At 63.2% G+C, this 12693-nt stretch carries 11 protein-coding genes; 5 read left to right on the top strand and 6 right to left on the bottom strand.

What is annotated here, in order from left to right:
- Window positions 1-159 precede the first annotated feature (159 nt).
- On the top strand, window positions 160-816 hold the full coding sequence (locus BH682_RS27560) for a TetR/AcrR family transcriptional regulator (protein WP_075834771.1): 657 nt from the start codon (window positions 160-162) through the stop codon (window positions 814-816).
- Window positions 817-819: 3 nt separating this feature from the next.
- Here BH682_RS27560 and BH682_RS27555 read toward each other — a convergent pair whose 3' ends face one another.
- The 3 genes from BH682_RS27555 to BH682_RS27545 form a co-directional block, all read right to left on the bottom strand.
- The gene (locus tag BH682_RS27555) at window positions 820-1392 is read right to left on the bottom strand and encodes a TetR/AcrR family transcriptional regulator (protein ID WP_063315487.1); all 573 of its coding nucleotides are present in this window, start codon (window positions 1390-1392) and stop codon (window positions 820-822) included.
- Window positions 1393-1428: 36 nt separating this feature from the next.
- Entirely contained in the window at window positions 1429-2544 is a 1116-nt protein-coding gene (locus BH682_RS27550; RefSeq protein WP_037130621.1) for an agmatine deiminase family protein, read from the bottom strand.
- Between the two features lie 157 nt (window positions 2545-2701).
- Window positions 2702-4285, bottom strand: coding sequence for a helix-turn-helix transcriptional regulator (locus tag BH682_RS27545; protein ID WP_030536181.1), 1584 nt, complete (start codon window positions 4283-4285; stop codon window positions 2702-2704).
- A 172-nt stretch (window positions 4286-4457) separates the two neighbouring features.
- Here BH682_RS27545 and BH682_RS27540 point away from each other — a divergent pair, with 172 nt between their 5' ends.
- Window positions 4458-5288, top strand: a complete 831-nt coding sequence (locus BH682_RS27540) for a siderophore-interacting protein (RefSeq protein WP_007730297.1) — start codon at window positions 4458-4460, stop codon at window positions 5286-5288.
- A 54-nt stretch (window positions 5289-5342) separates the two neighbouring features.
- Entirely contained in the window at window positions 5343-6428 is a 1086-nt protein-coding gene (locus tag BH682_RS27535) for an ABC transporter substrate-binding protein (protein ID WP_075834769.1), read from the top strand.
- Between the two features lie 96 nt (window positions 6429-6524).
- Here BH682_RS27535 and BH682_RS27530 read toward each other — a convergent pair whose 3' ends face one another.
- Entirely contained in the window at window positions 6525-6905 is a 381-nt protein-coding gene (locus BH682_RS27530; RefSeq protein WP_050655001.1) for a hypothetical protein, read from the bottom strand.
- A gap of 654 nt (window positions 6906-7559) precedes the next feature.
- Between BH682_RS27530 and BH682_RS27525 the strand changes: the two genes are divergently transcribed.
- Window positions 7560-8717, top strand: coding sequence for an acetyl-CoA C-acetyltransferase (locus BH682_RS27525; RefSeq protein WP_075835519.1), 1158 nt, complete (start codon window positions 7560-7562; stop codon window positions 8715-8717).
- A 102-nt stretch (window positions 8718-8819) separates the two neighbouring features.
- Entirely contained in the window at window positions 8820-9407 is a 588-nt protein-coding gene (locus BH682_RS27520; protein WP_042451691.1) for a sugar O-acetyltransferase, read from the top strand.
- A gap of 11 nt (window positions 9408-9418) precedes the next feature.
- Here BH682_RS27520 and BH682_RS27515 read toward each other — a convergent pair whose 3' ends face one another.
- Window positions 9419-10966: an ATP-binding cassette domain-containing protein gene (locus BH682_RS27515; protein ID WP_075834766.1), complete on the bottom strand. Its 1548-nt coding sequence runs from the start codon at window positions 10964-10966 to the stop codon at window positions 9419-9421.
- Complete coding sequence (locus BH682_RS27510) at window positions 10966-12597, bottom strand: ATP-binding cassette domain-containing protein (protein ID WP_075834763.1); 1632 nt, start codon at window positions 12595-12597, stop codon at window positions 10966-10968. The genes BH682_RS27515 and BH682_RS27510 overlap by 1 nt, the downstream gene beginning before the upstream one ends.
- Window positions 12598-12693: the final 96 nt, after the last annotated feature.

Genomic DNA, 12693 nt, shown 5'->3' with positions numbered 1-12693 from the left:
GCTTTCTGTTCTGTCTCGGGCGTGCGAGAAGAAGAATCGAAGCCCGAGAAGTGACTTGAGTCATAGTGCGCCATTCGCTGACGGTGTGTCAATGAATGACGCAATGTTTTTTGGTGACGGCGAGTCGGTGATTTGCCAGGAGGTTGAAATGCGAGCAAGGTGGGCGACGTGAGCACGACTACGGACGGCCCGAAGAACAGGCGGGGAACACTTCGCGACGAGCAGAAACGCGCGACGCGGGCCAAACTCGTGGACGCCGCACGCACTCTGTTCGAGGAACGGGGATACGCGGCTGTCACGGTCGACGACATCGCCTCGGTCGTCGGATGCAGTCGAGCCACGTTCTACGTGCATTTCGCCAGCAAGGTGGAGATGCTCAAAACGATCGGCGCGGCCGGGATGGCGGCGAGTGCGTTCGCTTTCTACATCGATCTCGATCGGGTTCTCGACACGAACTCTCGCGTGGAATTCACGGCTTGGCTGGAGCGTGCCTTCGACTGGTTCGACGAGAACAAACGCCTGCTGCCGGCCTGGGACGAGGCCGTGGCACTCGAACCGGAGTTCCGCGAGACAGCGCGAGACGGTATGACCCAACTACCGAATGCCATGCCCAAGTACCTGGGCCGTTGGCCGGAGGAACAGCACGACGAGGCACGGTTGCGCGTCGAACTGCTCGTGAGTCAGTTGGAGCGATTCTTCACACGCTGGGCCGTGCAGGGGACAATCGATGTGACGCGGATTCAGGCCGCCGAAGTTCTGACCGACATCTGGTTCCGGGCTCTGTCTCCGGAATCGAAGGGCGTCGGCGAGCGGTAGAGGCTAGCTCGGATCGATCTCCACACTGATCGCGCCGGTGAGCAGTTCTCTGGCTCGTTCGATGGGGATCGAGCCGCTCAGCCAGCGCTCACTCAAACCCTCGACCAGGGCGGTGAGTCGCTCGGCGGCGTCGGCCGGGCTTGCCTTCGGGTCAGCGAGTCCGGCGTCCTGCGCTTGGCGGATCAAAGATTCGACGTCGTCTGCCCACTCTTGCGTCGTGGTGCGTAGCGGTTCGCGCAGTTCGTCGGCGAAGACTGCGCTTGCTCGGAGTTCACCCCAGGCGATGCTGTTCTCTCGAATCTTCGGGGCATTCTGAAACTCCAGCTGGAGCATCTGCTCGAGCTGCGCACGAGGGTCTGTCTCCGTGAAGGCGCTTTCGGTGTACAGCGCGGCGCGATCGTTGATGTGATCGAGGGCCCGGCGCAGCACACCTGCACGGTTCTGGAAGTGGTAGTAGATGAGTGCCGTCGACACTCCGGCCTCGGCAGCGAGCGTCTCCACCCTCAGCCCGCGTACGCCGTGTTGGGCAATGACGCGGACTGCTGCTTCCAAGATTTGCGTTTGGCGGTTCGACACGAGTCCGAATTCTACGAGGGTGGTCGGGACAGGTTTCTAGTCCGCGGGTTCCTGCTGGGTGGTGCAGTGAATGCCGCCACCACCCGCGGCGATGGCGTCGATGTTGATCTGCACGACACGGCGGTCGGGGAAGAGGCGCTCCAATTCACTTCTGGCGGCCTGGTCGGCCTCGGGGTCACCGAACTCGGGTGCGATGACCGCGCCGTTGCATACGTAGAAGTTGATATATCCGGCTGCGAAATCGTCCGATTCGAAGTCGGGCCTGATCGCGACCGGCGCCTCGAGGACCACCACTTCCAGCTTCCGTCCCTGTGCGTCGGTCGCGTTCTGGAGAATCTCGAGGTGACGTGCGGTCACGTCGTGGTCGAACGACTCCGGGTCTGTGTCGAGGCCTGCGACCACGACACCTGGGCGTGCGAAACGGGCGTAGAAGTCCGTGTGGCCGTCCGTGATGTCCTTGCCGGCGATTCCCGGTAGCCAGATGATCTTGTCGAGACCGAGCAGGGGGCCGAGTTCGGCTTCGACGTCCGACTTCGACCATCCCGGGTTGCGGTTGTTGTTGAGTACACAGCTTTCGGTGATGATGGCTGTGCCTTCGCCGTCGACCTCGATGCCGCCGCCTTCGAGGATCAGGTCGGTAGGCAATGATTCGACTCCCGCACGGGCGGCAACGAAGGCTGCGACCTGGCCGTCCTGATCAAAATCCTGCTTCTCGCCCCAACCGTTGAAGTTGAAATCGATACCCGCTTTGGTCCCGTTGCCTTTCACGAATACGGGGCCGGTGTCGCGCATCCAGAGATCGTCGAGAGGCGCGGCGATCAGTTCGACCGATGGGCCGACGAGGGAGCGAGCCAAGTCCAGTTCCTCGGAACGAACAAGCATCGAGACGGGCTCGAACTGCGCGATGGTCTGCGCGATCGTCGCGAGGTTGCGCTGGACTTCGGGCAGGAGGGCTGCTCCCCAGATCGCTTCGCTGGCACCGAACGCCATCCAGGTGCGCTTGTGCGGATCCCCCTCTTCCGGCATCACCCACTCGCGAAGATCGTCGTCTCCATTGCTCCCGCCCGAGGCTGAGTCGGAATCGCCGCAGCCTGCCAAAAAGAGGCCACTGAGCGCAGCGGCGCCTGCCTGAATGAACCGACGTCTTTGCATTGCGGTGACTCCTTGTGCTGTGTGCGTGCGCGCCCGGTCCGCGTCCTGCTTGCATGGAGCGTAAACCTTGACTGAAAATTTAGTCAAGAAAGTAGTGCCAGTTCGAGACCGTTTCGGCGGGCGACACGACGGATCGAAGGACTCATCTGTCGGAAGGTCACGAGTCGATGAGTCCTTCGACCGTTCCCCGCCATCCGCGGCGCTGGTAGTCCCGGGGCGACATGCCGTGGGCACCGATGAAGACCTTGGTGAATCCGGACGCGTGCGCGTAGCCGAGTCGACGGGCGGTCTCTCCGGCCGAGAAGCCCTCCTCGAGATAAGCGCGGGCGAGGGTCATCCGCAACTGACCGCGCCAGCGCGGGAAGCTCTGGCCGGTGGCCGCTACGAAGCGTTTGTGGAGCAGGCCCTCGTCGACGCCGAGTCGAGCGCTCCACTCCGGCAGCGTGCGCGAATCGGTGGGGTCCGCGCGGAGTGCGGTAAGGATCGTTTCGACAGGATCGGTTCGGCCGCCGGGTGTCCGCGTCGCCGCGCTGTTTCGGATCAGCCTCGAGATCCTCGCTGGGTCATGGATTTCGGGGCGCAGAAGGGTGTAATTCGCAACGACCGTGTGCAACAGATACGCCTCCGCTTCGCGCGCGAAGTGCAGCACTCGTGGCGGCGGTGCAGTGACGGGAGAGTCGCCAGGCTGGGATCCGAGCGGAAGTAGAAGCGAACCCTCCGCGATCTCGACGCTGTTGCGTACTCCCGCGGGAAGCCACATCGCGTCGCCCCGCCTCAGATTCCAGGTTCGGTCGCCGAAAGTGACCCGGGCGGAGCCTCGGTAGATCCAGACGACGACGTGAAAGTTGTTGACCCTGGCCCACGTTCCGCTTGCGGGAATCGTCGGCGGTATCGGCGCCGAGCCTGAGTGGGCGCCTTCCTCGGACAAGAGTGCGACGCTCTGTGCCAAGGTCTCGTTCTCATGGATCGGCGCTGAGCCTTGGTTTGCACGTGTGTAGTCACTGGGTGTCACACCGGTGTGTTCACGGAAGGCACGGGTGAATCCCGCGGGCGTCGCGAATCCGACCTGCCCACCCGTCCATCCGATTTCGCGGCCGGAGTTCAGGTATGCGATTGCTGCCGCGATCCGGGCCGAGGTGCGCCAACGCGCGAAAGGCAACCCCGTCTCCTCCGTGAATCGGCGCTGCAGGGTGCGGACGCCGATCTTGAGTTGCCGGGCGAACTGGGAAAGCTCCGTGTCGTCGGCTGGCGTCCGTAGAAGCGTGCGAGCGATCTCGAGGGTCTCGGCCGAGCGTGGCAAATTCGGTGGGGCGTACGACACCGAAGCGTCGGCGTCGTTGGAATGGGCCCCCGCGACAAGCTCGAGTAGTCCGGCCCCCACAGTCGCCCCACCGCGCAGAAATCCCAAGTTGTGCGCGAACTGGTGGACGAGCCAGTCCTGCCAGGCTGCCGGGATCTCGAAATCGATGATCCGGTTCAACGTGGGCGGCAGGTCGGCAGCGGGCATCGGAATGGGAAACGCGACCGCTCCCGGGTCGACTCGGATGCTGTAGGCGATTCCCGCGGGCACCCAGGTTGCCGCCCCAGCGGTCACGCTGCGGGTGCGGTCGCCAATCTGTAGTTCCGCGTGTCCGGTGTGTACCCAGAAGAGCAGTGGCTCACGTGCATTCGCGATCAAGGAGAGTCGGGACGCGGGGATCTCGGGGACTTCGCCCGCGGAGAACACCAACCGTGGTCCCACGTATGCCCTCCCGATTCAGATGCTTTCTCACGCAGCCACCGATGAGTGTAAGAAGTCGGCACGCACGGATAACCGTAGCCGATTAGGGGAGGCTAGCTTTATTCAATGGCCCTTCCGCCGTGATCGAGCGTGGGTCGAACCCCCCGTCTGTGCGCTTCCGAGGAGTCTTTCCGTGCCCCGAAACACCCGTCCGACAACGGCGTACTCAGTCACCTTGCGTGAACTCGAGGTACGTCGGGTGACAGACGTGACGCCGGGCATGCGGAGAGTGACGCTCACCGGAGCGCAGCTCGACACCTTCACAAACGCCGACGGCTTTGCCGAGCCCGCCTTCGTCAGCACCGGCTTCGACGACGACCTCCGATTGTTGTTCGCCTATCCTGGCGAAACCGATCCGGTCTTGCCGGTGATAGTCGACGGCACTGTGACTTTCGCAGCGGGACGCCGTCCACTTGCCCGCGCGTACACCGTGCGCCGTTACGATCCGCGAACAAGGGAACTTGACGTCGATTTCGTCGTTCACGGCGGTGGAGTTGCTACCACCTGGGCGCGCGACGCCGGCCCTGGCGACCGAATGCACATCGCGGGTCCCTCTGTATCGCAGGGACTCCCGGAAGATTGCGAGTATCTGCTCGTCGTCGGTGACGAGACGGCGCTACCTGCGATCGCACGTCTGCTCGAGGAATTGCCTGCCGATGCCAGGGGGCATGTGTTCGTCGAAATTGCGGACTCGGCTCACATTCAATCGGTGCGCGAGTTGCCCGGGGTGAGTGTCACGTGGTTGCCACGCGAGGGGGCGGAGCCCGGCACTACTTCTTTGTTGCTCGACGCGGTCAGTGCTGTCGAATGGCCTGACGGACGCGTATTCGCTTGGCTTGCAGGCGAACAGGCGACGATTCGCTCGCTTCGGCGTCATTTGATTCGTGATCGAGGAATTGCGAAGACCGACATCGATTTCACCGGCTACTGGAAACGCAGCGACACAGTGCGCACAGATTCCTGACCCGGCTCCATCGCTCGGTAAGACCGAAGCGCTCGATAACACCGAAAGGCAGAAATGACAGTCCTGCGCACCAGACGATCACGGATCATCGGACTGATCGGGGCCGCGCTCGCCGCAGCGCTCCTTGTGTCCGGGTGCTCGGCCTCGGCCGAAGACTCGAAAACGGCGTCCACTCCCGGTTCGGAGGGGAAAGCCCTTCCCACTGCGGAAGGAACGACTACTTACCCGCTGACCCTGGAATCGCCATACGGTACAAGTATTCTCGAGAAGCGCCCGGAGCGGGTTGCCGCAATCGTCCCCAATGCCGTCGACACGGAAATGCTCCTCGCGCTCGGCGTCAAACCCGTCCTCTCCTCGTCGATGGTCAAGGAGTCGGCTTCCCAGTCGTACTTGCTGCCTTACGGCGCAGAGGATCTCGACACCTTCGAGTTCGCGATGGGCGGCACACTTCCCGTCGAAGCGATCGCCGCGAGCGAACCTGACCTCATCGTCGCCGTCGGCTGGGCCGACGGCCTGGGTGGTTTGTCGATGGGCGATTACTACGAACGTTTGTCCTCCATCGCACCGGTGGTGACGAGCCCCGACACGAAGTCGCGGATGCTCGTGCCGTGGAAGGAATCGATCCGCGTACTCGGCGAGACACTCGACCTCTCGAAGGCAGCCGAAAAGATCGTGACCGACCATGATCAATACTTTGCGAAGGTGCGTCAGGAGAACCCTGAACTCACTGGCTTGACTGCAACCTGGGCGATCTTCTACGGAACCGGCAACGGGTTGCAGTACCTTTCAGCGCCCGGCTCGGCGCCGGCAACTTTCTTGGGCGAGCTCGGTTTTGCCGAGAACCCGCGTGCACAGGAGTTCGTCACCCAAAGCACTGTCGGCGAGGAACTTCTCGAGAACATCGATGCGGACTTCCTGCTGATCGGCCGCAGTGCCGCCGGCAGCGAGGAGGATTTCGACAAGCTGACCGGCGGGAAGCTCTTCCAAGCGCTGGGAGCGGTGTCCTCCGGTCGTTGGGTCGCCCTGCCTCCTCGCACCGCCGACGGCGGCGACGTTCTGTGGGCAATCACGAGCGGTGGCCCGATCGGAACGATGTGGGCGTCTGAACATATCGTGCCGCTCATCAGCGCGAAGCTGTAGGCACGCAACTGCAGAACGGAAAGCACTCACCCGTCGCCACACGATTGTGTGGCGACGGGTCGTTCGTACAGCAGGTGTCCCGGGTTTGAGGGTTGCCTATGGGACGAAGAAGGTTGCGAAACCCGGGGTGACAGGTCCGGCGGCAGGCAATATGGCGACGGCAACTTGCCCGGCTCCAGTCTGCAGGGTTGCCTCTCCCGGGGTTCCTTGGTTGTCGCCAGAAAGCCGACCGGAGCCGGAGGCTCCTGTCGAGAGGTTCATCCAGCGCACTTCCGTCGAAAGCATGCAACCCCACCGCTCGTCTTTGGCGCCGGTGATCGTCACCGTGCCAGGTTGTTCGCCGACTACCGCCACACAGTGGACAGGGGGTGCGTCGAAGCTGCCGTTTGGGTTCCCGAACGGCGCCGGGTTGATCTGGAACGGAACGGTGACCGCAGCGGAGGCAACGGCTGCGGGCGCGAGAACCGAAACGGCCACTATGGATACGCAGGCAGATAGTCGGCGTACGAGATTCGTCACGGTAACCTCCGGTAATCGAAGACGGTGTGGTGCCCATGCTCTACCCGGAGCGCAATTACCGCAAGGGGATCCAGTTTTCGAGCCAGCGGCGGTTCGTGAATCGCTGAGTGCGTGACCGTTTGTAGAATCGTTGTCCTGCAACGCGTATCGGTATACGAAGCCTGTATTGGGCGGTGAATAGCCCAATCATGCTGGGCTCCACCGAAAGTACTAACTTTCCAGCCATCGGCCAGCCGGCTTGCGGTGTAGCTCGACAAAGCTGGTGTTGTTCGCAAGGCGGGCTGAACGATTTCTCAGGGAAGGCAATGGATATGGATGATGCGCTCGTTCCGCTCGAAGATGCACTCCTGCAGCTATTCTCGCATCTTTCGCCGTTTCACGCTGGCGTGAGGGGTCTGCGGCGTGGGCAGCCAAGTCGCGTTTGGGGGTCGAGCCTCGAACTGTCGAATGATTGCGACAGCAGTGGATTTCGTTGGATAGAAGTGCGGAGACCAATCCTGTGGTGGTGGCTGCGGGTCTCGAAATCACGTTTCATCTACCAAACAAATGCTTGATCGCTAAAGTGTGTGCGACATCGAAAGCCCGACAAAGCTCGATTTCGAAGGAGTTCGTATGGTTGCACCTCAGGCTTATGTCGTCGATGCGCTCCGCACTCCGGTGGGTAAACGGCACGGCTCGCTCGCAGGAGAGCACCCAGCGGACATGGGGGCCCACGTGATCACATCGATTCTCGACCGCACTCGACTGGACCCGATAGCCGTCGACGATGTGATCTTCGGTTGTGTCGACGCTATCGGGCCGCAATCGGGCAACATTGCCCGCACCGCCTGGCTTTCAGCAGGCCTACCCTTGGACATCCCAGGAACGACAGTCGACAGACAATGCGGATCTTCACAGCAAGCCGTCCACTTCGCAGCGCAAGCGGTCATGAGCGGGACCCAAGATGTGGTGCTTGTCGGCGGTGTGCAGAACATGTCCGCGATTCCTATCTCGGCGGCGATGCGTGCCGGCAACGAGTACGGATTCGACACGCCCTTCAGTAAGTCCCGGGGGTGGGCAGCACGATTCGGTGAGGCCGAAATCTCACAGTTCGTCGGCGCCGACCTGATTGCCAAGAAATGGGGTATCAGCCGTGAAGACATGGAGGAGTGGGCACTGCAATCGCATCAGCGTGCCCGTGCTGCCATCACAGACGGCCGATTCGAGCGTGAGACAGTGTCATTGGGCCAATGCGTCGTTGACGAATGCCCACGAGAGACATCCATGGAGCAGATGGCTGCACTGCCCGCATTGAGGGATGGCTCGTTGCTGACGGTTGCTGTGGCTTCGCAGATCTGTGACGGCGCATCAGCGGCCCTGATTGTCTCCGAGAAGGCGCTCGAGGTTCATGGATTGAAGCCACGTGCGCGCATTCATCATATGAGCGTGCGCGGCGACGATCCGATGCTGCAGCTCTCGGCGCCGATACCCGCGACGAAGTATGCACTGGCGAAATCCGGCATGGCGATCGGCCAGATGGATACCGTAGAAATGAACGAGGCATTCGCTTCGGTAGTTCTGAGCTGGTTGATCGAGACGGGTGCAGATCCCTCCCGGGTCAATCCCAACGGTGGTGGAATCGCATTGGGCCACCCTCTTGGGGCCACTGGCACCAAGTTGTTCGCCACGATGTTGCACGAGTTGGACCGCATTGATGGACGGTACGGACTCCAAACCATGTGTGAGGGTGGTGGGACCGCGAACGTCACCATCATCGAGCGGCTGAGCTGAGCTCGCGAAATTGGGCGGCATGGAAGACCTTCTGTTGTAGCGCTTTGTCGGGTGCAACGCGCCCAACAGGGGTGCCGTGGCGCGGTGTGCGACGATCCGAGTGTGGGAGAACAGGCGGATCGTCTTGCTCGTGGTGAGTGGTATCTCGATGATGACGAGCTGCGGGAACGGCGGCTTGAGTGTTGGCGTCGACTCGACTCGTTCAATGGGGCTGCGGCGGACGACGACGCTGTCCGCTCACGGGCTCTCGCCAGCCTTTTTGGTGAGGTAGGTGACGGAGCTTTGGTGGTGCCGCGGTTCCAATGCAGCTACGGACACAACATTCGGCTCGGAGCCAACGCATTCGTCAACGCGAACGGGTTCTTCATGGATGATGCGCTGATCACGATCGGCGCGGACGTGAGGATCGGGCCTGGAGCCCAGCTGATGACAGCGTTGCACCCTGTCGATGATCATCGACGGCGCCGCGAGGGATGGGAGCGGGCTGCTCCGATCGTCATCGGTGAGAACACGTGGCTCGGCGCCTCAGTCACTGTCGGTGCAGGAGTTTCGATCGGTCACAACGCCGTGATCGGCGCGGGAAGTGTGGTCTTGCATGACATTCCTGATCACGTCGTTGCTGCTGGATCGCCGGCAAGGGTTATCCGTCGGACACCTGCCGAAGTTGAGGGACTGCAACGCGAGCACTAGGGCATGCGATGTCAGAGGGTGATCGTGCGGGTGGGCTCCCAGATGGCGGGGTCGCGGTGGGTGACGACGAAGACGGTGGCCGCCAATTCCCGCACGGCGCCGGCGATACGGCGCTCGGTGGCCTCGTCGAGGGCCGAGGTGGCTTCGTCGAGAACCAGGACGGGAGCGTCTTTGAGGAAGGCGCGAGCGATCGCCACCCGCTGACGTTCGCCACCGGAGAGAGCGGCACCCTGGTGTCCGATGTCCTGATGAATGCCGAGCGTCGAGCGGTCGAGAACGGCGCCGAGGGCAGCGCGCCTTGCGGCGTCCTCGATCTCGGTTTCGGTAGCGCCCGGTCTTCCAAGTCCGATGTTCTCCCCGAGGGTGCCCGAGAACACGAGTGGGTCCTGCGGCACGTAGCCGATATGTGCCGCCAGAGCGTCGTAGGGCAAGTCGCGCAATGAAACTCCGCCCAGAGTGACGCTGCCTTGGTCAGGATCGTCGAAGCGCATGAGCAGCCCGAGAAGTGTGCTTTTCCCCGTACCCGAGCGTCCTGCGACGAGAACTCGGTCACCCGCGGGGATCTTCGCGGTGATGCCGCGCAGAACCGGAGCGTGGTCTACCCCGGCGACCTCGATGTCAGTTCCAACAGGGCGCGCGGCGTCCCGGGGTGCGGGCTCGGCCAGTGCGGGAGCCGAAGTCGCTGTGCGGTAGTCGCGAACCGTTGCGCGCAGCTCGTTGACTCCGATTCCGGCCAGGGCGAGTTCGTCGAGCGGCGCAGCGGCGCGGGCGGTGAGGATGACAAGCGCGAGAGCGGCTGCGGGATCGTCGAATCCGGTGGCGGCGAGGAAAATCACTGCACCTGCCAGCGGCACAATGGTGGCGATCGCCGAGATGAATGTCGCTGGTGCCGCGGCGAGATTTGTCCGTGCAAGCGCGGCTTCCTGATCACGCCAGCTTCGCTCGATTCGTTCGACGGAACGTGTGGGACCGGCTGCTGTGCGCAGTAATTCGAGGTGGTCGGTGAGCTCGAGTGTCGACTGAGTTGCTGCGAGCTCGGCTTCGTGTCGGCGCTCGTCCGCTCGGCTGAGCGCACGTTGGGCCAGCGTCTGAGCGACGAGCGACACGGCGAGCAGTCCACCGACGAGCAGCATGACGCCTGGCCCCGCGACGACCGCGATCCCAGGAAGCAGGAGCAGCGGGATCAGCGGTGCAACCAGGAAGGTCTGAAGTTGGTGCGCGGGAACACTCATCAGCGACGGGATTCCGCGCCCGGCGACGGTGGCGAGCAGTGCCCGGTTGTCGTCGGTGAACCAGGACAGTTTCGCACGGGCGAAGGCGTCGCCGAGAGCGTCGTAGAGATCGCCGACGAGTCGGGCCCCGGTGAAGTAACCGCCCCGTGAGACCAGGACGGTCACGAAGAGAGCGATGGTGGCCGTGGCCAGGACGAGGACCGGCGACCGGTGATCAGCGATCGAGAGCGCGAGGGTGGTGTACGCGATCGCTTCGAGGACAGCGACGGACACCCAACCGAGTCCGATGGTGATCAAGCGTCGTCGGGCTGCATTGGCGCTGTTCATTATTCGGCTCCAGTCAGGGCTGCATTGTGCGAGGCGGCGTCATTCACGTTTCGACCGCCGAGGTCGAGTCGATCGTCGGCATCGTCTGCAAGAGCGGGGTCGTGGGTGACGATCACGACCGTCTTTCCTTCGAAGTGCGCGAGATGCCGCAATTCTTTCAGCAGTTCTGCCGCTGTCCGATCGTCGAGTGCACTGGTCGGCTCGTCGAGTAGCAGTACTGCTGCGGGCGAGAGGAACACCCGAGCGATCCCGACGCGCTGACGTTCTCCTCCGGAGAGTGAAGTGGCGTGGGCGTCGAGGCTGACGTCGATCTGTGCCCGGCGTAGTGCGGCGGTGTATTCCGCGTCCGTTGCATCGGGGGCGGCCAGCGCGATGTTCTCGCGCACCGTGGCAGGTAACACGTCTGCGCCCTGGGGTGTGAGCAGAACGGACTGTGGCCGCAGGTTCTCGTCGATCGCGGTGATGCTACGACCTGCGTAGCGGACGGTACCCAGTTCCGGGATCTCGAAGCCGGCCAATGCTTTCAGGAGCGTCGTCTTGCCTGCTCCACTCGGTCCCGTGATCGCAGTGATCGTGGCTGGGCGGAATGCATGCGTGACGTCGTCGACGACTCTGCGGTCCGCGATCGTGACAGTCAGGTTGACGATCTCCAGTCGATCGGAGGGACTCGAGGCCGGAACGGTTGGCGCTTCACCGGCAGGGAGGGTGGGTTCGTCCAGGGCAGCGGCGAGCCGGCCCGCAGCAGAGCGTCCAGCAGCGACGTAGTCGAGGCCGTGCCCGAGCCGCAGGGCCGGTGTCACGATTGCGAGGCTGAAGAGAATGGTGGCGGCCAACGTCGTTGCATCCCAGTGAAATCCGACGGCATAGGCGATCGCGAACGTCGCTGTCGCCTGCATGAGGGCAACGGCGACGGCCGCAGGGGTAGCCACGAGTCGAACGCGCTCCTGCATTCCGCGAGTGAACCGTGCCGTCGATGCTGCATAGACGGCGGCAGCACCGGTCTGCGCACCGTAGATCCGACAGACGCGGATGCCGCGGGCATAGTCGTCCACGGAGGTCACGATGTCGCCCATGACATCCGCGCTTTCAGCGCTGTGGCGCGCGGCCATTCGGGGGATCACGATCAGGTAGAACAGCGCGGCCACGATGCCGGGGACCAGAGCGAGAAGCGCCACGGGGCCGGCTGAGATGACCAGCACCGTGATCGTGACCGCGGGGACCACGATCAGCGTCGCGAATTCGGCCGGTAGGTGCGCAGTCATATGGTGCAGCGCCGAGATGTCTTCCGAGACGAGCCTTCTCAGTGCGTCGCCGCTGTAGCGGGACAGCGCACTTGCCGGCAGACGAACGAGGTGGGCTGCGAGCTGGCGTCGGAGCCTGGCCTCGTAGAGCGACTCGGCGTGGTGCGAGAGCCACGACGACGTGGCCGCGAGCGTTACGCCGACGAACCAGAGCGCACATGCCCATCCAGCCCAGCTCATCGACGGTTCACCGATGAGCTGCACGACGCACCAGAGCGCACCGAGCATCGCGATTCCCGACGCCGCCGCCGAGACCACCCCGGCTGCCAATGCAGGCAGCGCCGGGCGCAAGGCCGGGACCAGCGACGGTTCGACGAGAGGGCGGGGCATGGATAACTCCTTGAATCAGCGTCAGGGTGCAGGCACGACAAATGACCGAGACCTAAGGTTAGGGGTCGATGGCTCCATGTGGTTATCGCCGTACGC

This window comes from Rhodococcus sp. YL-1 (genome assembly GCF_001942025.1).
In the GTDB taxonomy this organism is placed as follows: domain Bacteria; phylum Actinomycetota; class Actinomycetes; order Mycobacteriales; family Mycobacteriaceae; genus Rhodococcus_F; species Rhodococcus_F qingshengii.
This window is presented reverse-complemented; position numbering and strand designations above follow the sequence as displayed.

Bases quoted from the DNA above. Each gene is read 5' to 3' on its own strand.
- BH682_RS27510 (WP_075834763.1), bottom strand. From the start codon at position 12,597: ATGCCCCGCCCTCTCGTCGAACCGTCGCTGGTCCCGGCCTTGCGCCCG.
- BH682_RS27535 (WP_075834769.1), top strand. From the start codon at position 5,343: ATGACAGTCCTGCGCACCAGACGATCACGGATCATCGGACTGATCGGG.
- BH682_RS27515 (WP_075834766.1), bottom strand. From the start codon at position 10,966: ATGAACAGCGCCAATGCAGCCCGACGACGCTTGATCACCATCGGACTC.
- BH682_RS27525 (WP_075835519.1), top strand. From the start codon at position 7,560: ATGGTTGCACCTCAGGCTTATGTCGTCGATGCGCTCCGCACTCCGGTG.
- BH682_RS27550 (WP_037130621.1), bottom strand. From the start codon at position 2,544: ATGCAAAGACGTCGGTTCATTCAGGCAGGCGCCGCTGCGCTCAGTGGC.